The sequence below is a fragment of the Ruegeria sp. L11 genome (genome assembly GCF_056531755.1).
Window position 1 is genome coordinate 435,718 of record NZ_JBQFMI010000002.1, and the last position, 24,833, is coordinate 460,550.

At 58.4% G+C, this 24,833-nt stretch carries 29 protein-coding genes; all 29 read left to right on the forward strand.

Going from position 1 to position 24,833, the window contains the following annotated elements; genetic code table 11:
* Positions 1-2: 2 nt before the first annotated feature.
* The 29 genes from ACR0CE_RS07055 to ACR0CE_RS07195 all read left to right on the forward strand — a co-directional run bounded on the left by ACR0CE_RS07055 (position 3) and on the right by ACR0CE_RS07195 (position 24,825).
* Positions 3-1,934 (forward strand): acetyl/propionyl/methylcrotonyl-CoA carboxylase subunit alpha, encoded by a 1,932-nt coding sequence (locus ACR0CE_RS07055; RefSeq protein ID WP_480831613.1) that lies wholly within the window; start codon positions 3-5, stop codon positions 1,932-1,934.
* Between the two features lie 78 nt (positions 1,935-2,012).
* On the forward strand, positions 2,013-2,864 hold the full coding sequence (locus ACR0CE_RS07060) for a hydroxymethylglutaryl-CoA lyase (RefSeq protein ID WP_267362861.1): 852 nt from the start codon (positions 2,013-2,015) through the stop codon (positions 2,862-2,864).
* Between the two features lies 1 nt (position 2,865).
* Complete coding sequence (locus tag ACR0CE_RS07065; protein ID WP_480831615.1) at positions 2,866-3,648, forward strand: crotonase/enoyl-CoA hydratase family protein; 783 nt, start codon at positions 2,866-2,868, stop codon at positions 3,646-3,648.
* 193 nt (positions 3,649-3,841) lie between these two features.
* Positions 3,842-4,207, forward strand: a complete 366-nt coding sequence (locus ACR0CE_RS07070; protein ID WP_480831617.1) for an NADH-quinone oxidoreductase subunit A — start codon at positions 3,842-3,844, stop codon at positions 4,205-4,207.
* Entirely contained in the window at positions 4,198-4,731 is a 534-nt protein-coding gene (locus tag ACR0CE_RS07075) for a NuoB/complex I 20 kDa subunit family protein (protein WP_209504454.1), read from the forward strand. The genes ACR0CE_RS07070 and ACR0CE_RS07075 overlap by 10 nt, the downstream gene beginning before the upstream one ends.
* A 12-nt stretch (positions 4,732-4,743) precedes the next feature.
* On the forward strand, positions 4,744-5,349 hold the full coding sequence (locus ACR0CE_RS07080; protein ID WP_267362853.1) for an NADH-quinone oxidoreductase subunit C: 606 nt from the start codon (positions 4,744-4,746) through the stop codon (positions 5,347-5,349).
* Positions 5,349-5,522 carry a hypothetical protein gene (locus ACR0CE_RS07085; RefSeq protein WP_010442775.1) on the forward strand — a complete coding sequence of 58 codons (174 nt, stop codon included), beginning with the start codon at positions 5,349-5,351 and terminating at the stop codon, positions 5,520-5,522. Before ACR0CE_RS07080 ends, ACR0CE_RS07085 begins: the two co-directional genes overlap by 1 nt.
* A 1-nt stretch (position 5,523) precedes the next feature.
* Entirely contained in the window at positions 5,524-5,646 is a 123-nt protein-coding gene (locus ACR0CE_RS07090) for a hypothetical protein (RefSeq protein WP_267362849.1), read from the forward strand.
* Complete coding sequence (locus ACR0CE_RS07095) at positions 5,646-6,869, forward strand: NADH-quinone oxidoreductase subunit D (RefSeq protein WP_171631140.1); 1,224 nt, start codon at positions 5,646-5,648, stop codon at positions 6,867-6,869. The genes ACR0CE_RS07090 and ACR0CE_RS07095 overlap by 1 nt, the downstream gene beginning before the upstream one ends.
* Entirely contained in the window at positions 6,869-7,969 is a 1,101-nt protein-coding gene (gene nuoE / locus ACR0CE_RS07100) for an NADH-quinone oxidoreductase subunit NuoE (RefSeq protein WP_480831619.1), read from the forward strand. The genes ACR0CE_RS07095 and nuoE overlap by 1 nt, the downstream gene beginning before the upstream one ends.
* 30 nt (positions 7,970-7,999) lie before the next feature.
* Positions 8,000-8,221: a DUF5337 domain-containing protein gene (locus ACR0CE_RS07105; protein WP_480831831.1), complete on the forward strand. Its 222-nt coding sequence runs from the start codon at positions 8,000-8,002 to the stop codon at positions 8,219-8,221.
* Between the two features lie 12 nt (positions 8,222-8,233).
* Positions 8,234-9,532 (forward strand): NADH-quinone oxidoreductase subunit NuoF, encoded by a 1,299-nt coding sequence (nuoF, locus tag ACR0CE_RS07110; RefSeq protein ID WP_209504919.1) that lies wholly within the window; start codon positions 8,234-8,236, stop codon positions 9,530-9,532.
* 6 nt (positions 9,533-9,538) lie between these two features.
* On the forward strand, positions 9,539-9,955 hold the full coding sequence (locus ACR0CE_RS07115; RefSeq protein WP_480481785.1) for an MAPEG family protein: 417 nt from the start codon (positions 9,539-9,541) through the stop codon (positions 9,953-9,955).
* 37 nt (positions 9,956-9,992) lie between these two features.
* Entirely contained in the window at positions 9,993-10,343 is a 351-nt protein-coding gene (locus ACR0CE_RS07120) for a hypothetical protein (RefSeq protein ID WP_267362834.1), read from the forward strand.
* Positions 10,340-10,846, forward strand: coding sequence for a DUF5333 domain-containing protein (locus ACR0CE_RS07125; RefSeq protein ID WP_480831620.1), 507 nt, complete (start codon positions 10,340-10,342; stop codon positions 10,844-10,846). The genes ACR0CE_RS07120 and ACR0CE_RS07125 overlap by 4 nt, the downstream gene beginning before the upstream one ends.
* 5 nt (positions 10,847-10,851) lie before the next feature.
* Entirely contained in the window at positions 10,852-12,873 is a 2,022-nt protein-coding gene (nuoG, locus tag ACR0CE_RS07130; protein WP_480831622.1) for an NADH-quinone oxidoreductase subunit NuoG, read from the forward strand.
* Positions 12,870-13,085 carry a hypothetical protein gene (locus ACR0CE_RS07135; RefSeq protein WP_480831624.1) on the forward strand — a complete coding sequence of 72 codons (216 nt, stop codon included), beginning with the start codon at positions 12,870-12,872 and terminating at the stop codon, positions 13,083-13,085. The genes nuoG and ACR0CE_RS07135 overlap by 4 nt, the downstream gene beginning before the upstream one ends.
* On the forward strand, positions 13,078-14,115 hold the full coding sequence (gene nuoH, locus ACR0CE_RS07140; protein ID WP_480557478.1) for an NADH-quinone oxidoreductase subunit NuoH: 1,038 nt from the start codon (positions 13,078-13,080) through the stop codon (positions 14,113-14,115). The genes ACR0CE_RS07135 and nuoH overlap by 8 nt, the downstream gene beginning before the upstream one ends.
* Before the next feature lies 1 nt (position 14,116).
* The gene (gene nuoI, locus ACR0CE_RS07145) at positions 14,117-14,611 is read left to right on the forward strand and encodes an NADH-quinone oxidoreductase subunit NuoI (protein WP_480506310.1); all 495 of its coding nucleotides are present in this window, start codon (positions 14,117-14,119) and stop codon (positions 14,609-14,611) included.
* The gene (locus tag ACR0CE_RS07150; RefSeq protein WP_152458579.1) at positions 14,608-15,018 is read left to right on the forward strand and encodes a carboxymuconolactone decarboxylase family protein; all 411 of its coding nucleotides are present in this window, start codon (positions 14,608-14,610) and stop codon (positions 15,016-15,018) included. Before nuoI ends, ACR0CE_RS07150 begins: the two co-directional genes overlap by 4 nt.
* Positions 15,015-15,617 carry an NADH-quinone oxidoreductase subunit J gene (locus ACR0CE_RS07155; protein WP_480476096.1) on the forward strand — a complete coding sequence of 201 codons (603 nt, stop codon included), beginning with the start codon at positions 15,015-15,017 and terminating at the stop codon, positions 15,615-15,617. The genes ACR0CE_RS07150 and ACR0CE_RS07155 overlap by 4 nt, the downstream gene beginning before the upstream one ends.
* Before the next feature lie 44 nt (positions 15,618-15,661).
* Positions 15,662-16,105, forward strand: a complete 444-nt coding sequence (locus ACR0CE_RS07160; protein ID WP_480831627.1) for a hypothetical protein — start codon at positions 15,662-15,664, stop codon at positions 16,103-16,105.
* A complete protein-coding gene (gene nuoK, locus ACR0CE_RS07165) occupies positions 16,102-16,407 on the forward strand; it encodes an NADH-quinone oxidoreductase subunit NuoK (protein WP_005984024.1) in 306 nt (101 codons plus the stop codon). Before ACR0CE_RS07160 ends, nuoK begins: the two co-directional genes overlap by 4 nt.
* Before the next feature lie 6 nt (positions 16,408-16,413).
* Positions 16,414-18,564, forward strand: a complete 2,151-nt coding sequence (gene nuoL / locus ACR0CE_RS07170) for an NADH-quinone oxidoreductase subunit L (RefSeq protein WP_480831629.1) — start codon at positions 16,414-16,416, stop codon at positions 18,562-18,564.
* The gene (locus ACR0CE_RS07175; protein ID WP_480831631.1) at positions 18,564-20,108 is read left to right on the forward strand and encodes an NADH-quinone oxidoreductase subunit M; all 1,545 of its coding nucleotides are present in this window, start codon (positions 18,564-18,566) and stop codon (positions 20,106-20,108) included. The genes nuoL and ACR0CE_RS07175 overlap by 1 nt, the downstream gene beginning before the upstream one ends.
* Positions 20,109-20,123: 15 nt before the next feature.
* The gene (gene nuoN, locus ACR0CE_RS07180; RefSeq protein WP_480476104.1) at positions 20,124-21,566 is read left to right on the forward strand and encodes an NADH-quinone oxidoreductase subunit NuoN; all 1,443 of its coding nucleotides are present in this window, start codon (positions 20,124-20,126) and stop codon (positions 21,564-21,566) included.
* A 54-nt stretch (positions 21,567-21,620) separates the two neighbouring features.
* Entirely contained in the window at positions 21,621-22,370 is a 750-nt protein-coding gene (locus ACR0CE_RS07185) for a biotin--[acetyl-CoA-carboxylase] ligase (RefSeq protein ID WP_480831633.1), read from the forward strand.
* 11 nt (positions 22,371-22,381) lie between these two features.
* Positions 22,382-23,161 carry a type III pantothenate kinase gene (locus ACR0CE_RS07190; protein ID WP_209504438.1) on the forward strand — a complete coding sequence of 260 codons (780 nt, stop codon included), beginning with the start codon at positions 22,382-22,384 and terminating at the stop codon, positions 23,159-23,161.
* Positions 23,158-24,825: a ribonuclease J gene (locus ACR0CE_RS07195; protein WP_480831635.1), complete on the forward strand. Its 1,668-nt coding sequence runs from the start codon at positions 23,158-23,160 to the stop codon at positions 24,823-24,825. Before ACR0CE_RS07190 ends, ACR0CE_RS07195 begins: the two co-directional genes overlap by 4 nt.
* Positions 24,826-24,833 lie beyond the last annotated feature (8 nt).

Consider the following 24,833-nt stretch of genomic DNA (forward strand, 5'->3'; position numbering starts at 1 on the left):
CTATGTTCAACAAAATCCTGATTGCCAACCGGGGCGAAATTGCTTGCCGCGTTATGGAAACCGCTCAGAAGATGGGCGTATCTTGCGTGGCTGTTTATTCCGATGCGGACGCGGCGGCCAAGCATGTGCAGATGGCGGATGAGGCCATTCATATCGGCGGCCCCGCCCCGGCGGAAAGCTATCTGAAGGGCGATGTAATTATTCAGGCTGCGCTGGATACCGGCGCGCAGGCTATTCATCCCGGCTATGGATTCCTGTCAGAGAACCCCGATTTTGTCGACGCGGTCGAGGCCGCGGGTTTGACCTTTATCGGCCCATCAGAGGATGCGATCCGCAAAATGGGCCTCAAGGATGCGGCCAAGGTGTTGATGGAACAGGCTGGCGTGCCCGTGGTGCCCGGCTATCACGGCGAAAATCAGGATCCCGAACACCTGGCGGGGGCGGCTGACGCCATCGGCTATCCGGTTCTGATCAAGGCCGTTGCGGGCGGTGGCGGCAAGGGAATGCGCCTTGTTGAACGGCCTCAGGATTTCGCCGCCGCGCTCGACAGCGCGCGGGGCGAGGCCAAGACCGCTTTTGGCAACGACGCCGTGCTGGTCGAGAAATTCGTGGCCAAACCCCGCCATATCGAAGTGCAGGTGTTTGGCGATGGTAAACATGCCGTGCATCTGTTCGAACGCGACTGCTCGTTGCAACGCCGCCATCAGAAGGTGATCGAAGAGGCTCCGGCGCCGGGTATGACGGCTGAGATGCGCGAGGCGATGGGGCAGGCGGGCGTGCGCGCAGCCGAGGCGATAGGTTATAAGGGTGCAGGCACGGTTGAGTTCATTGTCGATGCCTCAGACGGGCTGCGCCCCGACAGGTTCTGGTTCATGGAGATGAACACGCGCCTACAGGTGGAACATCCGGTAACAGAGGCCATCACCGGCGTCGATCTGGTCGAATGGCAGTTGCGCGTTGCAGCAGGAGAGAGCCTTCCCAGGCAACAGGATGATCTGTCGATCTCGGGTCACGCCTTCGAGGCCCGGCTTTATGCCGAAGATGTGCCAAAAGGGTTTTTACCCGCGACGGGAACGCTCACTCATCTGGTTTTCCCGGCCAATTGCCGTGCGGATAGTGGTGTTCGCACAGGTGACACCATCAGCCCGTGGTATGACCCGATGATTGCCAAAGTGGTGGTGCACGGTCCAACCCGCGCCGTCGCGCTTGAGACGTTGCACCGAGTGCTGCGGGAGACCGAAGTGGCGGGCACCGTTACGAATCTCGCCTTTCTGGGCGCGCTGACCCGCCATGATGGATTTGCCTCGGGCGATGTGGATACGGGCCTGATCGGGCGCGATCTTGACGGGTTGGTGCAGGAATCGCCGACGTCTGCCGCTACCGCTGTTGCGGCCGCGATGACCGCGCTGGATTTGGTTGATGTCACACCTGACACCGGGTTTTCCCTCTGGGCTCTGTTGCATCGGGCGGTGAAATTGTCCGATCAAGGAGAGGTTCTTGATCTGGACGTGCAGGTCGACGGGCCGGATCGCCAACTTTGGCAGCTGGGCGAACACCGTGTCGTGGCCGAGCGGATCTCGGGGCAGTGGACGCTGAACGGCGCACCGATACCCCGGGTCGCTGTCAGCGGAACAACTTTGACCGTATTTACTGACTATGGTCGCAGTTTCGACGTTATAGATCCGCTTGACCGGGATGCCAGCGCGACGGGTGACACCAACGTGATTGAGGCGCCGATGCCGGGTCTGGTCAAGGCAGTCTTTGCCACCGCGAGGCAGACCGTTCAAGAAGGCGACCGTTTGGCTATTCTCGAAGCGATGAAGATGGAGCATTCGTTACTAGCCGCGCGAGATGGTGTGGTGGCCGAGGTGCTGGTCGAAGATGGCGCGCAGGTCGAGGCTGGGGCGGCTTTGGTGCGTTTGGAAGAAGAGTGATCTGTACCCGCGCGGTTTGACGTGGCACGGTCGCGCGATCCGTATTTGGAATGAGAACAAGCCATAAGGGGTTCTGACATGGGTGATCTGGTCGAAATCTACGAAGTTGGACCGCGCGACGGGCTACAAAACGAAACACGTGAGATACCGGTTGCCGACAAGGTGGCGCTGATCAATTGCCTTAGCCGCGCCGGGTTCCGTCGGATCGAAGTTGCAAGCTTTGTCTCTCCCAAATGGGTTCCTCAAATGGCGGGGTCGGCGCAGGTTCTGGCCGGTATTACCCGCGCGGACGGAGTGCGTTACGCGGCGTTGACGCCGAATATGCGCGGATACGAGGATGCGCTGGCCGCCAAAGCGGATGAGATTGCCATTTTTGCGTCTGCTTCCGAGGGGTTTTCCAAGGCAAACATCAATGCCTCGATCGCCGAGTCAATCGAACGGTTCACGCCGATTCTCGAAGCTGCGCGCCATATCGACCTTCCGGTTCGCGGCTATGTCTCTTGCGTGACGGATTGCCCCTATGACGGCCCGACCCCGCCCGAGAAAGTGGCCGAAGTTGCCGACCGGCTGTTTGCGTTGGGCTGTTACGAGGTGTCATTGGGGGACACGATCGGGCAAGGCACGCCAGACAAGATCGCTCATATGCTTCTGGCGGTGCGGGAAAGGGTTCCTGTGACGCGACTTGCCGGGCATTTTCATGACACCAATGGGCGTGCAATCGACAATATCGATGCGGCACTTTCGCTGGGGGTGCGCGTGTTCGATGCGGCAGTGGGTGGGCTTGGCGGTTGCCCGTATGCTCCGGGGGCTGCGGGCAATGTCGCGACTGAAACCGTTGCAGCGCATTTGCACCGGTTGGGCTATCAAACCGGTCTGGATATCGATGTGGTCGAAGAGGCCGCGCAGATGGCCAAGGCGTTGAGAGGCTAACATGTTCGAAACAATCTCGATTTCAGCAGACGAACGCGGTGTTGCCACGTTAACTCTGGACCGGGCGGAAAAGCACAACGCGCTGTCGGGTCAAATGATTACCGAGCTGACGCAGGCCGCGTCGCAACTGGGTCAGGATGGCTCTGTCAGGGTGGTCGTTCTGGCCGCTGAGGGAAAGACGTTTTGCGCCGGTGGTGATCTGGGGTGGATGCAGGACCAGATGGCGGCCGACAAGGCGACGCGATTTGTCGAAGCGCGCAAGCTGGCCGAGATGTTGCAGGCGTTGAACACAATGCCCAAACCCCTGATCGGGGCGCTGCAAGGCAACGCCTTTGGCGGAGGTGTTGGAATGGCCGCCGTGTGCGATGTTGCCATCGGTGTAGATAGTCTGAAGATGGGACTGACCGAGACCCGGCTGGGGCTGATTCCGGCGACAATCGGCCCTTATGTTATCGCTCGTATGGGTGAGGCACGGGCACGGCGTGTGTTCATGTCGGCCCGGTTGTTCGATGCGCCCGAAGCGGTTGATCTGGGGTTGCTGGCAAAGGCTGTGCCCCCCGAGCAGCTTGCGGCCGCGATAGAAGATGAAGTCCGGCCCTACCTTTCGTGCGCGCCGGGGGCGGTTGCATCTGCCAAGGCACTGGTTCGAACTCTGGGACCTCGTATTGATGATGCCACAATCGACCAGACCATCAACGAACTGGTCGAACGCTGGGAAACGGAAGAGGCGCGTGAAGGGATCGCGGCGTTCTTCGAAAAACGTAAACCTGCATGGAATAAGTAAGTTTACCAAGTTTCCGCAAGCCAATGCAAAACGCGCGAAATGCGATTCTATGCCGCGCTGTCAAGCGTATGTTTGATGGTGAACGGGGCTGTGTTCGGTTGACCCTCTGACCCGGCGGGGATAGAGAATGTCCAGTCAACACGCCAATTGACGGCGCACCCGACAAGATGCGTGCGCAAGAAAGGAGCTATTCGTGGAAGACCTGCTGCGGGAGTACCTCCCGATTCTGGTGTTTCTGACCGTTGCCGTGGGCCTTGGAATCGTCCTGATTCTTGCCGCCGTTGTACTGGCTGTCCGCAATCCCGACCCCGAAAAGGTCAGCGCATATGAATGTGGCTTCAACGCCTTCGACGATGCGCGAATGAAATTTGACGTCCGATTCTATCTGGTCTCGATTCTCTTCATCATCTTCGATCTTGAGATCGCATTCCTGTTTCCCTGGGCCGTCGGGTTCCGCGATATCAGCGATGTCGGCTTCTGGTCGATGATGGTGTTTCTGGCCGTGCTGACCATCGGCTTTGCCTATGAGTGGAAGAAAGGGGCCCTGGAATGGGAGTGATGACCGGTGCAAACACCGCTGGCGTCGACAAGGAAGTCGCCACCCAGGCCCTGAATGCCGAGTTGCAGGACAAAGGTTTTCTGCTGACCTCGAGCGAGGATATCATCAACTGGGCTCGTACCGGTTCGCTGCACTGGATGACTTTTGGTCTGGCCTGCTGCGCGGTTGAAATGATGCACACCTCGATGCCGCGCTATGATGCGGAACGTTTCGGCATCGCCCCGCGCGCCTCTCCGCGCCAATCTGACGTGATGATCGTGGCCGGCACGCTGACCAACAAGATGGCCCCTGCGTTGCGCAAGGTTTACGACCAGATGCCCGAGCCGCGCTATGTGATCTCGATGGGGTCCTGCGCGAATGGCGGTGGTTACTACCACTATTCCTATTCTGTCGTGCGTGGCTGTGACCGGGTAGTTCCGGTGGATATCTATGTGCCCGGCTGCCCTCCGACCGCCGAGGCGCTGCTTTACGGTCTGCTACAGCTACAACGCAAAATCCGCCGCACCGGCACAATTGTACGCTGAGGGGAAGGGTAGATGAGCGAAGCACTCAAAGAACTCGGCACCCAGCTTGAACTGAAACGAGCCGATTGTGTTCTGTCCTGGGATGTGACCCATGGTGAGCTGAACGTCGATGTGGCGCCGTCGAACCTCGTGGAATTCGTAGAATTCCTGCGGTCGGACCAAAATTGCAAGTTCTCGACACTGGTGGATATCACCGGCGTCGATTACCCCGAACGCGCCAAGCGGTTCGACGTGGTGTATCACTTCCTGTCGATGTACCAGAACCAGCGCATCCGTCTGCGGGTTTCGATCCGCGAAGATGACATGGTGCCTTCGATAGTCGATATCCACCCCTCGGCCAACTGGTTCGAGCGTGAGGTGTTCGACATGTTCGGCATCCTGTTCTCGGGCCATCCAGACTTGCGGCGCATCCTGACGGATTATGGCTTCCGTGGCCATCCGCTGCGCAAAGATTTCCCGACCACGGGCTACACCGAGGTGCGTTATGACGAGGCGCAGAAACGCGTCGTCTACGAGCCGGTCAGTCTGGTGCAGGAGTACCGTCAGTTTGATTTCATGTCCCCATGGGAAGGTGCGAATTACATTCTGCCAGGGGATGAGAAACAGGAGACCGAATAATGGGTGGCATCTGGTGGCTGATCCTGTCTGCGCTGACCATCATTCCGATGGTGAAGATTTTGCCGTTCTTCGGGATCAACAAATACTGGTGCCTGCTGTGTCTGGTTCCCTTTGGCACGATCGCATTGCTGTGGTGGGTCGGGCTGAAACTGCAAGAGTTGGAGCGCCGCTGAGATGATAGGTGAGTTGATCATTCTGGGCGCGTTTGGGGTTCTACTGGCCGGGTCTGCGGTCAAGGCGGTCGAGGCCGAAAAGGTCCGGGTTCGGGCCGAAGCAAAGAAGAAACGAGGGCGTTGATGGACGGCTCAAGATATGATGACGGCAGCACGGACGCGCTGAGCGGCGAGCAGAAGATCCGCAACTTCAACATCAACTTCGGCCCGCAACACCCCGCGGCGCACGGAGTTTTGCGTCTGGTGCTCGAGTTGGACGGCGAGATTGTCGAACGTTGCGACCCGCATATCGGCCTGCTGCATCGTGGCACCGAAAAGCTGATGGAAAGCCGGACGTATCTGCAAAACCTGCCGTATTTCGACCGTCTGGACTATGTGGCACCGATGAACCAGGAACATGCCTGGTGTCTGGCCATCGAAAAGCTGACCGGGGTCGAGGTGCCGCGCCGGGGCTCGCTGATCCGGGTGCTGTATTCCGAAATCGGACGCATCCTGAATCACCTGTTGAACGTGACCACGCAGGCGATGGATGTGGGCGCTCTGACCCCGCCGCTGTGGGGTTTTGAAGAACGCGAAAAGCTGATGGTGTTTTATGAGCGTGCCTGTGGCGCCCGCCTGCACGCCGCTTATTTCCGCCCCGGTGGTGTCCATCAGGACCTGCCGCCCGAACTGCTGGACGATATCGAGGCCTGGAGTCACGAATTCCCAAGCGTTCTTGATGACATTGACGGGCTGCTGACCGAAAACCGCATCTTCAAGCAGCGCAACGCCGATATCGGCGTGGTGACCGAGGATGACATCCAGAAATACGGCTTCTCGGGCGTGATGGTGCGTGGATCGGGTCTGGCCTGGGACCTGCGTCGCGCGCAGCCCTACGAGTGCTATGATGAGTTTGAATTCCAGATTCCCGTCGGCAAGAACGGCGATTGCTATGACCGCTATCTTGTCCGCATGGAGGAAATGCGCCAGTCGCTGCTGATCATCCGTCAGGCCATCGCCAAAATCCGCGAGTGTCCCGGTGACGTTCTGGCCCGCGGCAAGATCACTCCACCGAAACGCTCGGACATGAAGACCTCGATGGAGAGCCTGATCCATCACTTCAAGCTGTATACCGAAGGCTTCCACGTGCCTGCCGGTGAGGTCTATGCTGCCGTCGAAGCCCCCAAGGGCGAGTTCGGCGTCTATCTGGTCGCCGACGGCACCAACAAACCCTACCGCGCCAAACTGCGCGCGCCGGGTTTCCTGCACCTGCAAGCCATGGACCACGTTGCCAAGGGCCACCAACTGGCCGACGTCGCCGCAATCATCGGCACCATGGACGTCGTATTTGGAGAGATTGACCGCTAATGCTCCGCCGTCTTCACCCCGAACAACCCGATAGCTTTGCCTTCACCACTGCCAACCAGCAATGGGCCGAAGCGCAGATCACCAAATACCCCGAAGGCCGTCAGGCCAGCGCGGTCATTCCGCTTCTGTGGCGCGCGCAGGAACAAGAGGGATGGCTGAGCCGTCCGGCGATTGAATCCGTCGCCGACATGCTGGGTATGGCCTATATCCGTGTGCTTGAGGTTGCTTCGTTTTACTTCATGTTCCAACTGCAACCCGTTGGGTCGGCTGCGCATATTCAGGTTTGTGGTACGACCTCCTGCATGATCTGCGGAGCAGAGGACCTGATTGCGGTCTGTAAGGAAAAGATCTCGGCGAAACCGCACGAACTGTCGGCTGATGGCAAGCTGAGTTGGGAAGAGGTCGAATGCCTTGGCTCCTGCACCAATGCGCCGATGGCGCAGATCGGCAAGGATTACTACGAAGACCTGACCGTCGAGAGCTTTGGCAAGATCCTCGATGATCTGGTGGCGGGGAAAGTTCCGACGCCGGGCCCACAAAACGGACGTTATGCTGCTGAACCGCTCAAAGGGCTGACCAGTCTGACCGATTATGAGGCCGGAAAGGCCCGGTATAACGCCAGCGTCGAACTGGCCACCGGTATTGGCGATACGGTCAAACGCATCGACGGGACCGAGGTTCCGATCCTGACCCCTTGGTTGGGCAAGGATGGCAAAGCGGCTGCGACCAAAGCGGCACCGAAACCGCCCAAAGCGCCAGCCCCGGCGAAACCTGCTGCGAAACAGGCCGCTGAGGCGAAGGCAGCGAAAGAGGACCAGCCCGAAACACTGGCAGGCGCGCGCGACGGCAAGGCAGATAACCTGAAACTGTTGAAAGGCGTAGGCCCCAAGCTGGAGCAGACCCTGAACGAGCTGGGCTTCTTCCACTATGATCAGATCGCTGCCTGGACACCGGAACAGGTCGCCTGGGTCGATGCACGGTTGAAGTTCAAGGGCCGGATCGAGCGCGATGGCTGGATTGAACAAGCAGCCAAGCTTGCGGCGAGTGAGGAAACCGAATTTGCCAAACGTGCCAAGGAAGATGGCACCTACAAAGACTAAACGGGTGCCCCATCGGGGCATCGGGGGATGATGGACAAGGACAAGGATCAGGCTATAGCCCGAAAGGGCCGACATATCGGCATCGTCATTGCGGTGACGATGGTGATCTGGCTTGGCATGAACCTGTTCATTGGCCCCGCGCTGGGTTTGACAGCCCGGCACGCGCTGCTGTTTGATTTTGCCGCTCTGGCGGCATTCATTTATGCGGGTGTGAACATTTTTCAACTCTGGCGCATGCGTCAGGACAGCTGAAGGTAACGAATGATGCTGAAGGATCAGGACCGGATCTTTACCAACATCTACGGGATGCACGAACGCACGCTGAAAGGCGCGCAAGCCCGCGGGCATTGGGACGGCACCGCTGGCCTGATTGAAAAGGGCCGGGACTGGATCATTCAGACAATGAAGGATTCCGGGCTGCGCGGACGCGGCGGTGCCGGCTTCCCAACTGGCCTGAAATGGTCGTTCATGCCAAAGGAAAGCGACGGTCGCCCTTCCTATCTGGTTGTGAATGCCGATGAATCCGAGCCCGGCACCTGCAAGGACCGTGAGATCATGCGCCATGATCCCCACACGTTGATTGAAGGGTGTCTGATCGCCTCTTTCGCGATGAACGCACATACCTGCTATATCTACCTGCGCGGCGAATACATCCGCGAGCGTGAGGCATTGCAGGCTGCGATTGATGAGGCCTATGACGCGGGGCTTCTTGGCAAAAATGCCGCTGGTTCGGGCTGGGATTTCGATCTTTTCCTTCATCACGGGGCAGGGGCCTATATTTGTGGCGAGGAAACCGCCCTGATTGAAAGCCTTGAGGGCAAAAAGGGCATGCCGCGGATGAAACCTCCGTTCCCGGCGGGTGCCGGGCTGTACGGATGTCCAACCACTGTGAACAACGTGGAATCCATCGCGGTGGTGCCGACCATTCTGCGTCGGGGTGCGGATTGGTTCGCTGGATTTGGTCGCCAGAACAACGCCGGTACCAAGCTGTTTGCGATCTCGGGCCACGTGAACAACCCATGTGTCGTCGAAGAGGCGATGTCGATCCCGTTCGAACAGCTGATCGAAACCCATTGCGGCGGCATTCGCGGCGGGTGGGATAATCTTCTGGCGGTTATCCCTGGTGGATCCTCGGTTCCCTGCGTGCGCGGTGAAAACATGCGCGACGCGATCATGGATTTCGATTACCTGCGCAACGACCTGGGGTCGGGTCTGGGTACGGCAGCGGTGATTGTGATGGACAAATCCACCGACATCATCAAGGCGATCTGGCGCCTGTCGAAGTTTTACAAGCATGAAAGCTGTGGCCAGTGTACGCCGTGTCGCGAAGGCACCGGCTGGATGATGCGTGTGATGGATCGTCTGGTGCGCGGCGAGGCTGAACTGGAAGAGATCGACATGTTGTTTGACGTGACCAAACAGGTCGAAGGACACACTATCTGCGCTTTGGGCGATGCGGCCGCCTGGCCGATCCAAGGCCTGATCCGCAATTTCCGGGAAGAGATCGAAGACCGCATCAAGGCTCAGAAATCGGGCCGTATGGGTGCGATGGCAGCGGAGTGAACGAAGATGGAAGTGTTTGCTGAATATAGCCACGCGATTGCGTCGGTTGTGCTATTCACGCTGGTTGTATTGTTTCTGGCGCCGTTTTCGGCACTGGCCAAACAAGCCAAAGGGCTGGCACCCGGTGCGACACCCGAGCAGGACTATGCCGACAAGGCGTATCGTCTGAACCGGGCCTATCTGAATGGAACGGAAACACTTCCTGCGTTTGTGACTGTCATAACAGCGGCGATTTTGCTGGGCGTCAGCCCGTTCTGGGTAAACCTGCTGGCCTCAGTGGCGTTGGTTGCGCGCTTGGCGATGCTGGTTGTGCACCTGAAAGGGATTGGCAAGCCAAGCAGCGGTCCGCGGACAATTCTGTATGTGATCGGCTGGGTGTGCATGGTCGTGATCGGGCTTATGGCATTGGTGGCGGCGTTTTGATGGCGACGCAGCGGAACAGAAAACAAAGAGGGAAAGTATGAAGGCCCCCAAAGCCCTTATTGTTGTGTTGGCGCTGGCTGGTGTTTCTGCATGCGGTCTGGTGAAGCCGTCGGCAGACCGGCTTTTGTTCGACGGCAAGTCGTTCAGGGCCAAGGCGAAGGTGGTCAACAAGAAAACCTCGCCCGCGGACTTTACGGTTGTCGTCAAAGGCGTCTCTGCTTCACTCGATGGTGCGCGCGAGGCCGGACGTCATGAAGGTACCAAATTCTGCATCCAGAACTTCGGATCGTCTCGGATTGCTTGGAAGGTGGGTCCGGATACTGACCCGCAGAACCTCAGCGTCAGCAATGATCAATTGACATTTGCAGGAACCTGCCAGCGGCCATGACCGGTGTTTTTCCATATCTTCGGTGGGCGGGCAGGGTGTTATTGCCTAGCAGCCGCAAACCGCTTCGTCTTGGACAGTCCAAGACGAAAGGAAAACCCATGTCTGTTACAAAACTAGTCGCCCTCGCATCGCTGATGGCCTTGCCGACGGTGACAGAAGCAAAGCCGCCCTTGAGGGATGTCAAAGAGATCGACAACGAACTCTACTACATCGCCATTGCAAATGAGATTTCCGAGTTCTGCCCGTCGATCAGCGGGCGGCGATTGAAAGCGATCAGTGTGATGTGGGGACTCCGGTCCAAAGCGAATAATCTGGGGTACTCGGACACGGAAATCCGCTCCTATGTCGAGTCGGATGCTGAAAAGGATCGGATGCGGGCCAAGGGCGAGGCTTATCTGGCGAAAAACGGCGTGTCCTACGACAACCCCAAAACATTCTGCTCTCTGGGGCAGAAAGAAATCCAAAGAAACAGCGCCATTGGCGTTTATTTGAGAGCGAATTGAGAGCCATGTCTGACCTCCGCAAGATCAATATCGACGGGCAGGAAATCGAAGTCGATGGTGCGATGACCTTGATTCAGGCTTGTGAACAAGCCGGGGTCGAGGTACCGCGTTTCTGCTATCACGAGCGTTTGTCGATTGCGGGAAACTGCCGGATGTGTCTGGTTGAGGTAGTGGGCGGTCCGCCGAAACCGGCTGCCTCGTGCGCGATGCAGGTGCGCGATCTGCGCCCGGGGCCGGAAGGGCAGCCGCCGGTAGTCAAGACGAACTCTCCCATGGTCAAGAAGGCCCGCGAAGGGGTGATGGAGTTCCTGCTGATCAACCATCCATTGGATTGCCCGATCTGTGATCAGGGCGGAGAGTGCGATCTTCAGGACCAGGCGATGGCTTATGGCCTGTCCGGTTCGCGGTTCAAGGAAGCCAAACGCGCGGTTGATGATCTGGATCTGGGACCGCTTGTGGGCACCGCAATGACCCGCTGTATCAGTTGCACCCGCTGCGTGCGCTTCACCACCGAAGTCGCCGGGATCACTCAGATGGGTCAGACAGGGCGCGGTGAGGATGCCGAGATTACCTCGTATCTGAATCAGACGCTGGATTCGAACCTGCAGGGCAACATTATCGACCTGTGCCCGGTTGGGGCACTGACCTCGAAACCTTATGCGTTTACCGCCCGCCCGTGGGAATTGACCAAAATCGAAAGCATCGACGTCATGGACGCGCTGGGATCGAACATTCGTGTCGATACCAAAGGGCGCGAGGTGATGCGCTTCCTTCCTCGCAATCATGACGGAGTGAACGAGGAGTGGATCAGTGACAAAACCCGCTTTGTCTGGGACGGGTTGCGGCGTCAGCGTCTGGACAAGCCTTACATCCGTGAAAACGGCAAGCTGCGCCCGGCCTCATGGTCCGAAGCACTGACCAAGGCCGCAGAGGCGCTGAAAAGCGCTGAGAAGCCAGCCGGTATCGTCGGTGATCTGGCGCCGGTCGAGGCTGCGTTCGCTTTGAAGCAGATGATCGAAGGGCAGGGCGGTGTTGTCGAATGCCGCACCGATGGAGCCAAGCTTCCGGCCGGGAACCGTGGCGCATATGCCGGGACCGCCGCGATTGAAGACATCGATACGGCCGAGCGTATTCTTCTGATTGGCACCAACCCGCGCGATGAAGCACCGGTTTTGAACGCGCGTATCCGCAAGGCGTGGGCGCACGGGGCCGAAGTCGCTTTGGTAGGTCCAGCGGTCGATCTGACTTATGCGTACCATCATGTGGGCGATGACCGCGCGGCGCTGCAAAAGGTTGTCGACATGGGGGGCGACGATGAAATCAGGGGCAAACGCTCGCTGGTCATCATCGGGCAGGGAGCGCTGCAGGAGGCGGATGGTGCCGCTGTTCTGGCTGCCGCGCAAACAATTGCCGCAAATACGAAAAGCGGCCTGATCATTCTGCACACAGCGGCGTCGCGCGTGGGCGCGATGGATGCGGACGCCACCAACGATGGCGGCATGGAAGCAATTAATGCTGCGGATGTGATCTATAACCTTGGTGCGGACGAGGTCGAGATCGGCGAAGGCGCCTTTGTGATCTACCAGGGCAGCCACGGTGATCGGGGCGCGCACCGCGCAGATGTGATCCTGCCGGGCGCGGCCTATACTGAGGAAAATGGTCTGTTCGTGAATACGGAAGGCCGTCCGCAACTGGCGATGCGTGCCGGGTTTGCACCGGGTGAGGCCAAGGAAAACTGGGCGATCCTGCGTGCGCTGTCGGCCGAACTGGGGGCGACGCTCCCCTATGACTCGCTGGCGCAGTTGCGTACAGCCTTGATCGAGGCGGTTCCGCATCTGGCCCGCATCGACGAAGTGATCGAGAATGAGGTTCAGGCGCTTGAGGCCGGATCTTTAGGCCAGGCGACCTTCCGCAATGCGATCAAGGATTTCTATCTGACCAACCCGATCGCACGGGCCTCGCAACTGATGGCCGAGCTGTCGGCGCAGGCGCAGGCCCGCAAAGCTGAGAAGATTGCGGCGGAATGAACTATAGCAGTTTCATATCGCAAGCCAGCGCTGTGGTTGGATGGCACCTGACTGCGCCGGAAATGTGCGGGAAACGAAAGAAAAAGGGTGGCGCTATGGCGGCAGATGCTGTTTACACCAACGCGCCGACCCAGCCGCAGTTTGCGCAGGCATCTGGCCTTTGCATCGCGCGCGAAAAACGGAATACCCACGGTGTGAGGACCAATGGCTGAATTCTTTAACACCCCCGGCGGAATAGCCATCATCATTCTGGCGCAAGTGCTTGCTGTTGTTGCCTTTGTGATGATCTCGCTGTTGTTCCTTGTTTATGGCGACCGCAAAATCTGGGCCGCTGTCCAGATGCGCCGCGGCCCTAACGTGGTCGGCGTCTACGGTCTGCTGCAATCGGTGGCGGATGCGTTGAAATACGTCGTCAAAGAGGTCGTTATCCCCGCAGGAGCCGACCGCACGGTTTTCATACTCGCGCCGCTCACCTCTTTCGTGCTGGCGATGATCGCCTGGGCGGTGATCCCGTTCAACGACGGCTGGGTCCTGTCGGATATCAACGTCGCAATCCTCTATGTCTTCGCCGTATCCTCGCTTGAGGTTTATGGCGTGATCATGGGCGGTTGGGCGTCGAACTCAAAGTACCCGTTCCTCGGCTCGTTGCGCTCTGCCGCGCAGATGATTTCGTACGAGGTTTCCATCGGCCTGATCATCATCGGTGTGATCCTCTCGACCGGGTCGATGAACTTTGGCGATATCGTGCGGGCGCAAGATGGGTCGTTCGGGTTCTTCAGCTGGTACTGGCTGCCGCACTTCCCGATGGTCTTTCTGTTCTTCATCTCGGCGCTGGCTGAGACAAACCGGCCACCGTTTGACTTGCCCGAAGCGGAATCGGAACTTGTGGCGGGTTATCAGGTCGAATATTCGGCCACACCCTTCCTGCTGTTCATGGCCGGTGAATACATCGCAATTTTCCTGATGTGCGCGCTGACCTCGCTGCTGTTCTTCGGCGGCTGGCTGTCGCCAATCCCGGGCCTGCCCGATGGCGTGTTGTGGATGGTCGCCAAGATGGCGTTCTTCTTCTTCATCTTCGCGATGGTCAAGGCCATCACGCCTCGCTACCGCTATGACCAGCTGATGCGGTTGGGCTGGAAAGTGTTCCTGCCGTTCAGCCTCGTTTGGGTGGTTTTTGTAGCCTTCGCGGCAAAATTCGACTGGTTCTGGGGCGCGTTTGCGCGTTGGAGCGTAGGAGGCTGATATGACCCAAATCGACTACACCCGCGCTGCCAAGTATTTCTTGCTGCAGGATTTCTGGGTCGGCTTCAAACTTGGCATGAAGTACTTCTTCGCTCCCAAAGCCACCGTGAACTACCCACACGAAAAGGGCCCCCTGTCCCCGCGCTTTCGCGGCGAACACGCCTTGCGCCGGTATCCCAATGGCGAAGAACGCTGCATCGCCTGCAAACTGTGCGAAGCGATCTGCCCGGCGCAGGCCATCACCATCGACGCCGAGCCGCGCGAGGACGGCAGCCGCCGCACCACCCGCTATGACATCGACATGACCAAGTGCATCTATTGCGGCTTCTGTCAGGAAGCATGCCCGGTTGATGCCATCGTCGAAGGCCCGAACTTTGAATTCGCGACAGAAACCCGGGAAGAGCTGTTCTACGACAAGGAAAAACTCCTGTCGAACGGCGAGCGCTGGGAAGCCGAGATCGCGCGCAATCTGGAACTGGACGCACCGTACCGATGACTGACAGCCCGACAAATCCGTTCGAGCTGATGATGAAGCAGGCTCAGGACATGGCCAAGGCGATGAACCCGGCGATGGAAAGCTTCTCGCCCAAAGGGTTCGAGGCGCTATGGCCGACCATGCCGAAAGAGGTCATGGAGATGATGTTCGGCAACACCGTCAACAAGGACGGGCTGGATGCCAAAACGCGCCTGTTGCTGACGCTGGCCGGGCTGACCTGTCAGGGCGCGCAGGCGGATTCGGCCGTGCGCCAGACCGTGCGTCATGCGCTGGAAGCGGGTGCCAAGAAACAAGAGATCGTGGAAACGATCGGTCAGATGTCGGTCTTTGCCGGCATCCCGGCCATGACCCGCGCGCTGGATCTGGCGCAAGAGGTCATGGGCGACAACGAGGATGAGGATCAATGACCGTCTTTGCCTTCTACCTGTTTGCCATCAGCGCCATCACCGGCGGGCTGTTCACGGTGATCAGCCGCCAGCCGGTGCACTCGGTCCTGTGGTTGATCCTGGCGTTTCTGTCCTCGGCAGGGCTGTTCGTGCTGCTGGGGGCCGAGTTCGTGGCGATGCTGCTGGTCATCGTCTATGTCGGCGCGGTCGCGGTTCTGTTCCTCTTCGTGGTGATGATGCTGGACGTGGACTTTGCCGAGCTCAAGGCCGAAATGGCGCGCTATATGCCGCTGGCCCTGCTGATTGGTCTGATCATTCTGATGCAGTTTGTCATGGCCTTCGGTGCATGGGACAGCGCGCAGGGCGCGGCAGCCAATCTGGCCCAGCCGGTCCCGGCAGACCGCCACAACACCGAGGCGCTTGGCCTCATCCTTTACGATCAATATTTCCTTCTGTTCCAACTGGCGGGCCTGATCCTGCTGGTGGCCATGATCGGAGCCATCGTTCTGACTCTGCGCCACCGCAAAGACATCAAGCGTCAGGACATTATCGGCCAGATGATGCGCGACCCGGCCAAGGCGATGGAGCTGAAGGACGTGAAACCGGGGCAGGGGTTGTGAGAGCTGGAATTCTTCATATCGCTCTGCTTGCCCTTCTGCCGCAAATGAGTTTTGCGTTTCAATTGGACGACTGCGCGCGCTCAATCGACGGTCATCACTTTGGAGAAAGTGGGCATTTCGATGCTGGCGACGGGGTGGTGGTGTTCACCACCTGGGCTTCGACCCCGATAGGTTCCGCGGAAGACTACGTTGTTTCTGATTGCAGCACCGGGCAGCGCTTCAGGGTTTCTGCCTATCTGACGCAAATCACCGACGATGGGCGTGAAATCGTGAGCTATGATGATCGAACGTCTTTCTCAGCAAAAATTGAGGAGATGGTCGGTTCAGAAGACACTTATGAGTTTGCGGAGCTTGGAAACGCGTTTCAGGTATCCGAGAAACGAGTTTCTTTCGATGAGTCGACGGAAGAAAACTGCGCCTGCCGCTCGCTTTATCCTGACCTATTGAACAAGAAGCAGCGCTTCAAAATGGAGCCTTGGAACGAATGATCGGACTTGAACACTATCTTACGGTCGCGGCGACGCTGTTCGTCATCGGCATCTTCGGTCTCTTCCTGAACCGCAAGAACGTCATCATCCTGCTGATGAGCATCGAACTGATGCTGCTGGCGGTGAATATCAACCTCGTGGCGTTTTCCAGTTTCCTCGGCGATCTGGTCGGGCAGGTCTTCACGCTGTTCGTGCTGACCGTCGCGGCGGCTGAGGCGGCGATTGGTCTGGCCATTCTGGTCTGCTTCTTCCGCAACCGCGGCACCATCGCGGTTGAAGACGTCAATATGATGAAGGGGTAAGGGAACATGGAAACCACCATCCTCTTTGCCCCGCTGGTGGGCGCGCTGATTTGCGGGTTCGGCTGGAAGTTCATTGGCGAGAAAGCCGCCATGTGGACCGCCACGGGCCTGCTGTTTCTGGCCTGTCTGCTGTCCTGGATCGTGTTCTTTGCCTTCGACGGCCACACGCAGCAGATCGAGATCATGCGCTGGATCGAGAGCGGCTCGCTTTCGACAAGCTGGGCCGTCCGTCTGGACCGACTGACGGCAATCATGCTGATCGTTGTGACGACCGTCTCGGCGCTCGTGCACCTGTATTCCTTCGGCTACATGGATCACGACCCGCAATGGCGCGAAGGCGAAAGCTATAAACCGCGCTTCTTTGCCTATCTGTCCTTCTTCACTTTCGCCATGCTGATGCTGGTGACTGCGGACAATCTGGTGCAGATGTTCTTTGGCTGGGAAGGCGTGGGTGTCGCGTCATACCTGCTGATCGGGTTCTATTATCGCAAGCCTTCGGCCAATGCGGCGGCAATCAAGGCTTTCGTGGTCAACCGGGTTGGCGATTTTGGGTTTGCTCTGGGCATCTTCGCGCTGTTCTTCCTGACCGACAGTATCAACTTCTCGGACATCTTCGCCTCTGCCCCTGCCTTGGCCGAAGAAAAGCTGCATTTCCTGTGGGGGGAATGGACCGCGATCGAAGTGATCTGCGTTCTGCTCTTCATCGGCGCGATGGGTAAATCGGCGCAGTTGATCCTGCACACATGGTTGCCGGACGCGATGGAGGGCCCGACGCCTGTGTCAGCGCTGATCCACGCTGCGACCATGGTGACCGCAGGTGTCTTTTTGGTCTGCCGCATGTCCCCGCTGATGGAGTTCGCACCGGGCGCAACAGGGTTCATCACTGTTCTTGGGGCCTCGACTGCGTTCTTCGCTGCTACTGTTGGTCTGGTTCAGACCGATATCAAACGTGTCATCGCGTATTCGACCTGTTCGCAGCTGGGCTACATGTTTGTGGCGGCGGGCGTCGGCATGTATTCGGCGGCGATGTTCCACCTGTTCACGCATGCCTTCTTCAAGGCGCTGTTGTTCCTTGGGGCCGGTTCGGTGATCCACGCGATGCATCACGAGCAGGAGATGACCGAGTATGGCGGTCTGCGCAAAAAGATTCCCTATACCTTCTGGGCGATGATGATCGGTACCCTGGCGATTACCGGTGTTGGCATCCCGCTGACCACCTTTGGGTTTGCCGGTTTCCTGTCAAAGGACGCAATTATCGAAAGCGCCTATGCGGGCGGATCAAGCTATGGCTTCTGGTTGCTGGTCGTCGCTGCCGCGTTCACCTCGTTCTACAGCTGGCGTCTGATCTTCCTGACCTTCTATGGCGAGCCGCGCGGCGACAAGCACACGCATGATCACGCACATGAAAGCCCGATGGTAATGCTGGTGCCGCTGGGTGTTCTGTCGCTGGGAGCGGTGTTCGCGGGCATGATCTGGTACGGAAACTTCTTTGGCCATGCGGACAAGGTTGGCAAATTCTACGGTATTCCGGTTGCAGAAGCTTCAGAGCATGCCGAGGCCGGTGATCACGCGGCGGTGGATGCGTCGCACGGCGAAGACAGCCATGCCGATGAAAGCCGTGCGGCTGACAGCCATGCTGATGAAGGTCATGGTGAGAAGGATGCCAAGGGTGGCGATCATCACTATGTCTTTGTGGGCGAGCCGGGTGAAGGTGCGCTTTATATGGCGCCGGACAACCACATTCTGGACGATGCGCATGCGGCTCCGAAATGGGTCAAGGTTTCGCCATTTGTTGCGATGGTGCTTGGCTTTGTCGTGGCCTATTGGTTCTACATCGTGAACACATCGCTGCCGGCACGTCTGGCCGCCAACCAGCGTCCGCTGTACCTGTTCTTACTGAACAAATGGTATTTCGACGAAATCTACGACGCGATCTTTGTCAAACCCACTGTCGCCCTTGGCCGGTTCCTGTGGAAACGCGGTGACGGCAACACGATTGACGGCTTCCTGAACGGGGTTGCAATGGGCGTTGTTCCCTTCTTCACCCGCCTCGCAGGCAAGGCGCAGACCGGGTACATCTTTACTTACGCCTTCTGGATGGTTTTGGGCATTGCGGCCCTTGTCACCTGGATGTCGATCGGCGGAGGCGCACACTAATGGACAATATCCTATCTATTGTCACCTTTATCCCCGCCATCGCAGCAAGCATTCTGGCGCTGTTCCTGCACGGCAGCGACGTCGCTGCTCAGCGCAACGCCAAGTGGATTGCATTGCTGGCAACAACTGTGACGTTTCTGGTGTCAATTGGCATCTACACGGGCTTTGATCCTTCGAACACCGGCTTCCAGATGGTGGAAGAGGGTGAATGGCTGATGGGCCTGAAATACAAGATGGGTGTGGATGGCATTAGCGTTCTGTTCGTGCTGCTGACCACTTTCATCATGCCGCTGACCATTCTGGCCAGTTGGAATGTGACAGACCGCGTCAAGGAATACATGATTGCTTTCTTGCTGCTGGAAACGCTGATGCTGGGCGTGTTCATGGCGCTGGATCTTGTGCTGTTCTACCTGTTCTTCGAGGCGGGTCTGATCCCGATGTTTCTGATCATCGGTATCTGGGGCGGCAAGGATCGTATCTATGCCAGCTTCAAGTTTTTCCTTTACACCTTCCTTGGCTCGGTGCTGATGCTGGTGGCCATGGTCGCGATGTATGCTGACGCGGGCACCACGGATATCGAAGCTCTGATGGCCCATCAGTTCGCATCCGAGAGTTTCAGCGTGTTGGGTGTCTATGTCACCGGCGGTATGCAGACGTTGATGTTCCTGGCCTTCTTTGCATCTTTTGCGGTGAAAATGCCGATGTGGCCGGTGCACACCTGGTTGCCCGATGCGCACGTTCAGGCGCCGACGGCGGGCTCGGTTGTGCTGGCGGCGATCCTGTTGAAGATGGGCGGCTACGGCTTTCTGCGGTTCAGCCTGCCGATGTTCCCGGTTGGCTCGGCGGTGATGACTGATCTTGTGCTGTGGATGTCAGCCATAGCGGTTGTCTACACCTCGCTGGTGGCATTGGTGCAGGAAGACATGAAAAAGCTGATCGCGTATTCCTCTGTCGCGCATATGGGCTTTGTCACGATGGGCATCTTTGCTGCGAACCAGCAAGGCATTGACGGCGCGATTTTCCAGATGCTGAGCCACGGGTTTATTTCGGCCGCGCTCTTCCTCTGTGTCGGCGTGATCTATGACCGGATGCACACCCGCGATATCGATGCCTATGGCGGTCTGGTCATCCGGATGCCCGCCTATGCACTGGTCTTCATGCTGTTCACCATGGCCAATGTCGGACTGCCGGGCACCAGCGGGTTTGTTGGTGAGTTCCTGACACTCATGGGCACATTTCAGGTCAACACCTGGGTGACTGCAGTTGCGGCGACCGGTGTGATCTTTTCGGCAGCCTACGCGCTGTGGCTCTATCGCCGGGTCGTGTTTGGGGACCTGATCAAGGAAAGCCTGAAGGCGATGACCGACATGAGCTCTCGCGAGCGGCTGATTTTTGCCCCGCTGATCGTAATGACGATCCTGTTGGGGGTCTACCCGTCGCTGGTGACCGATGTGATCGGGCAATCGACGACGGCACTCATTTCGAACTATGACACGGCTCTGGCCGCGGCTGAGGCTGCGACCCAGACTGCCGCTTCGCATTAAGGGAGCTTTGGAGACATGATCCAGGCTGATCTGACAATTATCCTGCCGGAAATCGTTCTGGCGATCTATGCGATGGTGGCTCTGTTGGGGGCAGTCTACACGTCGAAAGACGGGCTGGCTTCGGTTCTGGTCTGGACCACGGCGGGCCTGATGGCGGTCCTGGCGATCTGGATCGCCACCCAGGGCAGTGGCACCAACGTGGCCTTCAACGGCATGTTCGTAGATGACGGGTTCGCGCGTTTTGCCAAAGTTGCCATCCTTTTGTCGGCAGGTGCCGTTCTGGTGATGAGCCAGGAATACATGGCGCGCCGGGGTCTTCTGCGCTTTGAATATCCGCTGCTGGTGGCGCTTGCTGCCGTTGGTATGATGATGATGGTCAGCGCGGGCGATCTGATGTCTCTTTACATGGGGCTCGAGCTGCAATCCCTTGCGCTGTATGTTGTTGCCGCGCTGCGTCGTGACAGTGCGAAATCAACCGAAGCAGGGCTGAAATACTTTGTTCTGGGCGCTCTCAGTTCAGGTCTGCTGCTGTATGGTGCGTCGCTGGTCTATGGGTTCACCGGCACGACACTGTTCTCGGGCATTATTCAGACGGTCCATCATGGGGACGTCTCGGTTGGTCTGTTGTTTGGCCTGATCTTCCTGATCTCGGGTCTGGCATTCAAGGTGTCGGCGGTTCCGTTCCATATGTGGACGCCAGATGTCTATGAAGGGTCGCCGACGCCAATTACGGCTTTCTTTGCCACCGCGCCGAAAGTCGCAGCAATGGCCTTGTTTGCACGTCTTCTGCATGACGCCTTCGGAGGCGTGGTCAAAGACTGGCAGCAAGTGATTGTTTTGCTGTCGGTGCTGTCGATGCTGCTGGGGGCGGTTGCCGCAATTGGTCAGCGCGACATCAAGCGACTGATGGCGTTCTCGTCGATTGCCCATATGGGCTATGCGCTGATCGGTCTGGCGGCTGGTACCGAGTTGGGTATTCAGGCGATGCTGATGTATCTGGCGATTTACGTGACCATGAACATTGGCACGTTTGCGTTTATCCTGATGATGGAACGCGACGGCAAACCCGTCACTGACATTGATGCGCTGCGCCAGTATTCCAAACGTGATCCGGGCAAGGCCCTTGCTGTTCTGATCCTGATGTTCTCGCTTGCCGGTGTCCCACCGATGCTGGGTTTCTTTGCGAAGTTTGGTGTTTGGCGGGCTGGTGTAAGTGCCGATTTGACCGGCCTTGTTGTGGTCTCAGCCATCGCATCGGTAATTGGCGCCTTCTATTACCTGCGGATCGTGTTCTACATGTATTTCGGGGCCGAGAACGAGGACCCGATCGAAACGCGGTCGACACCCGTTCTATGGGTCGCCCTGATGGGATCCGCGGCGCTGATGCTGATCGGGGTCTTCTATCAGTTCGGGATCGAGGGCGCGGCCGCTGCCGCGGCGGCGACTCTTGTCAACTGAACGTTTTGCACAATCTGAGAGAGGGGCTCGGTCGCGTGACCGGGCCTTTTTGATATGACCAAGTGGCCACAAGGCTATGGTCTGCACGAAGTGCAGGAAGTCGATAGCACGCTCAACGAAGCGGCGCGGATTGCCCCCAATGCCCGTGGTCCTGTCTGGATCATGGCGCATCATCAGACGGCTGCGCGTGGACGACGCGGACGGTCATGGGCCAACCCCATGGGCAACCTTGCAGCGACCCTTCTGATGCGCCCCGAAGGTGCGCCAGAACAGGCGGCACTGCGCAGTTTTGTTGCGGCACTGGCTCTGTTTGACGCTTGCGTCTCTGTGACAGGGCGTGCGGCGGGGCTGTCGTTGAAATGGCCCAATGACGTACTGCTGAACGGTGGTAAGCTTGCTGGTATTTTGCTGGAAAGCGCCGGTCAGGGGCGCGGTGTAACGCATCTGTCGATCGGTATTGGCGTGAATTTGGCCAACGCCCCAGACGCCGACGTGGTAGAACCGGGCGCGATCCGTCCCGTCTCGCTGTTGTCGGAAACCGGTGCAAACGTCACGCCCGAGGATTTTCTGACCGAGCTTGCCTCGGCCTATGCCAAATATGAAACTCAGTTTGTTACCTACGGGTTCGAACCCATTCGCACTGCGTGGCTGTCCCGTGCTGCCCGGCTGGGCGAGGTTATCACGGCCCGTACCGGCACGTCCGAGACGGTTGGGACCTTCGAAACGGTAGACGCAAGCGGTAACCTTGTCTTAAACACCGCCAAAGGCCGCGTAAGCATTCCTGCGGCGGATGTCTATTTCTGAAAGGGGCGCAAATGCTTCTGGCCATTGATTGCGGCAATACCAATACAGTCTTCTCAATCTGGGACGGTCAGGAATTTCTGTGCACCCTGCGTACCTCGACCCATCACGCACGCACGGCGGACGCCTATTTCACCTGGTATTCGACGCTGGTGAAACATTACGGGATCGAGGCGAATATCTCGGATGTCATCATTGCCTCGACTGTGCCGCGCGTCGTGTTTAACCTGCGCATCTTTGCTGATCGCTTTTTTGGGTGCAGGCCGCTGGTGGTAGGAAGGCCGGATTGCCTGTTGCCCGTGCCGCCGCGTGTGGATCAAGGAACTGTGCCGGGCCCGGATCGACTGGCCAACGCGGTCGGCGCATTTGACCGTCATGGCGGCAATGTCGTCGTGGTGGACTTTGGTACCGCAACAAATTTCGACGTTGTCGCCGCGGACGGTGCCTATGTGGGGGGCGTCATCGCTCCGGGTGTTAACCTCAGCCTTGAGGCTTTGCATCAGGGCGCAGCCGCACTGCCGCATATCGACATCACGCGTCCCGAGAAGGTGATCGGTACAAATACGGTTGGTTGTATCCAGTCGGGCGTGTATTGGGGATATTCCGGCCTGATCGAAGGGCTGATCGCGCGGATCAAGGCCGAATATGGAATGCCGATGAAAGTCGTGGGAACCGGAGGGTTGGCCCCCTTGTTCGATCAGGCCGACGTGGGGTTCGACGTAATCGAGGATGATTTGACGATGCACGGCTTGACCGTGATTCATCGCTACAACAAGGAAAATGGCTCGATATGAGCAGTGAAAGATTGATCTACCTGCCGCTGGGTGGCGCGGGCGAAATTGGCATGAATGCCTATGTGTACGGATATGGTCAGCCCGGGCAGGAACGCCTGATCCTGGTGGATCTGGGCGTCACCTTTCCCGATATGGACACAACACCGGGCGTCGACCTGATCTACGCGGATATTTCATGGTTGAAAGAACGGGCCGACCGGCTGGATGGCGTTTTCATCACCCATGCGCATGAAGACCATGTCGGCGCGGTGGCTCATTGCTATGAGGCTCTGGGAGCTCCGATCTATGCCCGGGCTTTCACGGCCAATATCGCGCGTCGCAAGATGGAAGAATACGCGCACCCGACCGATGCGGTGACAACCGTGTCCGCTTGGCCTGAAACGGTTTCAGTCGGACCGTTTACCGTCGGTTTCCTTCCGGTTTCACACTCGATCCCGGAAAGTGCTGCGTTGGTCATCGACACGCCCGCAGGACGCGTGGTGCACTCGGGTGATTTCAAGCTGGATGCAAACCCGGTCGTGGGCGAACCCTTCGATCCCGACCTGTGGGCCGAGATTGCCAAGCCGGGTGTCAAGGCGTTGGTTTGCGACAGCACGAATGTTTTCTCGGCGCATCCGGGCCGTTCGGAATCCGAGGTCGGGCCAGAGATTACAAGGCTAGTCGAAAGCGCCGAGGGCATGGTTGTGGCTACCACCTTTGCGTCGAACGTGGCACGGGTCAAAACATTGGCCGAGGCGGGCGCACGCGCGGGGCGTTCAGTTGTGTTGCTGGGGCGCGCAATGCGGCGGATGATCGAGGCCGCGACCGAAACGGGTATCCTGTCGGACTTCCCCAAGGTGATCAGCGCGGAAGAGGCGCTGGACCTGCCGCGCCAGAACCTGATGCTGATCGTGACCGGCAGCCAGGGCGAACGCCGTGCGGCAAGCGCGCAACTGGCCCGCGGCAAGTACCGTGGTCTGGAACTGTCCGAAGGCGACCTGTTCCTGTTCTCGTCAAAAACCATTCCCGGAAATGAACGTGGCGTGATTTTCATCATGAACCAGCTCAGTGAAAAGGGCGTGGATGTGGTGGATGACAGCTCGGGCCTCTATCATGTCTCTGGCCATGCGAACCGGCCCGATCTTGAGAAGGTGCACGCGCTGATCGATCCGCAAGTTGTGATCCCAATGCATGGAGAGCACCGGCACCTGCGCGAGCATGTCAAACTGGCCGAGCAGGGTGGCAGAACGGGCGTGCTGGCCGTGAACGGCACCATGCTGGATCTCAGCGGCAATGCACCCGTGGTGGTCGACTATGTCGAAACCGGGCGTACCTATCTGGACGGTACGGTGAAAATCGGTGCGATGGACGGTGTGGTACGGGACCGTATTCGCATGGCGCTGAACGGCCACGTAACTGTGACAGTCGTTCTGGACGAAGAAGACGAGCCGCTGGGCGAACCGTGGTGCGATACGATGGGTCTGCCCGAGGTTGGAACGTCCCGGGCCGGATTGGTCGAGGTGTTGGAAGAAGACCTGAACCAGTTCCTGATGCGGGCGGCAGCCAAGACCCTACGGGATGACGACAAGCTGGAAGACGAAATGCGCCGGATTGTGCGTCAGACGGCAAAAGCGGAAATCGGCAAAAAACCCGAAGTGACGGTGGTTGTCAGCCGGATGCGGTGAAACTGATC

Bases quoted from the DNA above. Each gene is read 5' to 3' on its own strand.
- ACR0CE_RS07055 (WP_480831613.1), top strand. From the start codon at position 3: ATGTTCAACAAAATCCTGATTGCCAACCGGGGCGAAATTGCTTGCCGC.
- ACR0CE_RS07060 (WP_267362861.1), top strand. From the start codon at position 2,013: ATGGGTGATCTGGTCGAAATCTACGAAGTTGGACCGCGCGACGGGCTA.
- ACR0CE_RS07065 (WP_480831615.1), top strand. From the start codon at position 2,866: ATGTTCGAAACAATCTCGATTTCAGCAGACGAACGCGGTGTTGCCACG.
- ACR0CE_RS07075 (WP_209504454.1), top strand. From the start codon at position 4,198: ATGGGAGTGATGACCGGTGCAAACACCGCTGGCGTCGACAAGGAAGTC.
- ACR0CE_RS07080 (WP_267362853.1), top strand. From the start codon at position 4,744: ATGAGCGAAGCACTCAAAGAACTCGGCACCCAGCTTGAACTGAAACGA.
- ACR0CE_RS07085 (WP_010442775.1), top strand. From the start codon at position 5,349: ATGGGTGGCATCTGGTGGCTGATCCTGTCTGCGCTGACCATCATTCCG.
- ACR0CE_RS07090 (WP_267362849.1), top strand. From the start codon at position 5,524: ATGATAGGTGAGTTGATCATTCTGGGCGCGTTTGGGGTTCTACTGGCC.
- ACR0CE_RS07095 (WP_171631140.1), top strand. From the start codon at position 5,646: ATGGACGGCTCAAGATATGATGACGGCAGCACGGACGCGCTGAGCGGC.
- nuoE (WP_480831619.1), top strand. From the start codon at position 6,869: ATGCTCCGCCGTCTTCACCCCGAACAACCCGATAGCTTTGCCTTCACC.
- ACR0CE_RS07105 (WP_480831831.1), top strand. From the start codon at position 8,000: ATGGACAAGGACAAGGATCAGGCTATAGCCCGAAAGGGCCGACATATC.
- nuoF (WP_209504919.1), top strand. From the start codon at position 8,234: ATGCTGAAGGATCAGGACCGGATCTTTACCAACATCTACGGGATGCAC.
- ACR0CE_RS07115 (WP_480481785.1), top strand. From the start codon at position 9,539: ATGGAAGTGTTTGCTGAATATAGCCACGCGATTGCGTCGGTTGTGCTA.
- ACR0CE_RS07120 (WP_267362834.1), top strand. From the start codon at position 9,993: ATGAAGGCCCCCAAAGCCCTTATTGTTGTGTTGGCGCTGGCTGGTGTT.
- ACR0CE_RS07125 (WP_480831620.1), top strand. From the start codon at position 10,340: ATGACCGGTGTTTTTCCATATCTTCGGTGGGCGGGCAGGGTGTTATTG.
- nuoG (WP_480831622.1), top strand. From the start codon at position 10,852: ATGTCTGACCTCCGCAAGATCAATATCGACGGGCAGGAAATCGAAGTC.
- ACR0CE_RS07135 (WP_480831624.1), top strand. From the start codon at position 12,870: ATGAACTATAGCAGTTTCATATCGCAAGCCAGCGCTGTGGTTGGATGG.
- nuoH (WP_480557478.1), top strand. From the start codon at position 13,078: ATGGCTGAATTCTTTAACACCCCCGGCGGAATAGCCATCATCATTCTG.
- nuoI (WP_480506310.1), top strand. From the start codon at position 14,117: ATGACCCAAATCGACTACACCCGCGCTGCCAAGTATTTCTTGCTGCAG.
- ACR0CE_RS07150 (WP_152458579.1), top strand. From the start codon at position 14,608: ATGACTGACAGCCCGACAAATCCGTTCGAGCTGATGATGAAGCAGGCT.
- ACR0CE_RS07155 (WP_480476096.1), top strand. From the start codon at position 15,015: ATGACCGTCTTTGCCTTCTACCTGTTTGCCATCAGCGCCATCACCGGC.
- ACR0CE_RS07160 (WP_480831627.1), top strand. From the start codon at position 15,662: ATGAGTTTTGCGTTTCAATTGGACGACTGCGCGCGCTCAATCGACGGT.
- nuoK (WP_005984024.1), top strand. From the start codon at position 16,102: ATGATCGGACTTGAACACTATCTTACGGTCGCGGCGACGCTGTTCGTC.
- nuoL (WP_480831629.1), top strand. From the start codon at position 16,414: ATGGAAACCACCATCCTCTTTGCCCCGCTGGTGGGCGCGCTGATTTGC.
- ACR0CE_RS07175 (WP_480831631.1), top strand. From the start codon at position 18,564: ATGGACAATATCCTATCTATTGTCACCTTTATCCCCGCCATCGCAGCA.
- nuoN (WP_480476104.1), top strand. From the start codon at position 20,124: ATGATCCAGGCTGATCTGACAATTATCCTGCCGGAAATCGTTCTGGCG.
- ACR0CE_RS07185 (WP_480831633.1), top strand. From the start codon at position 21,621: ATGACCAAGTGGCCACAAGGCTATGGTCTGCACGAAGTGCAGGAAGTC.
- ACR0CE_RS07190 (WP_209504438.1), top strand. From the start codon at position 22,382: ATGCTTCTGGCCATTGATTGCGGCAATACCAATACAGTCTTCTCAATC.
- ACR0CE_RS07195 (WP_480831635.1), top strand. From the start codon at position 23,158: ATGAGCAGTGAAAGATTGATCTACCTGCCGCTGGGTGGCGCGGGCGAA.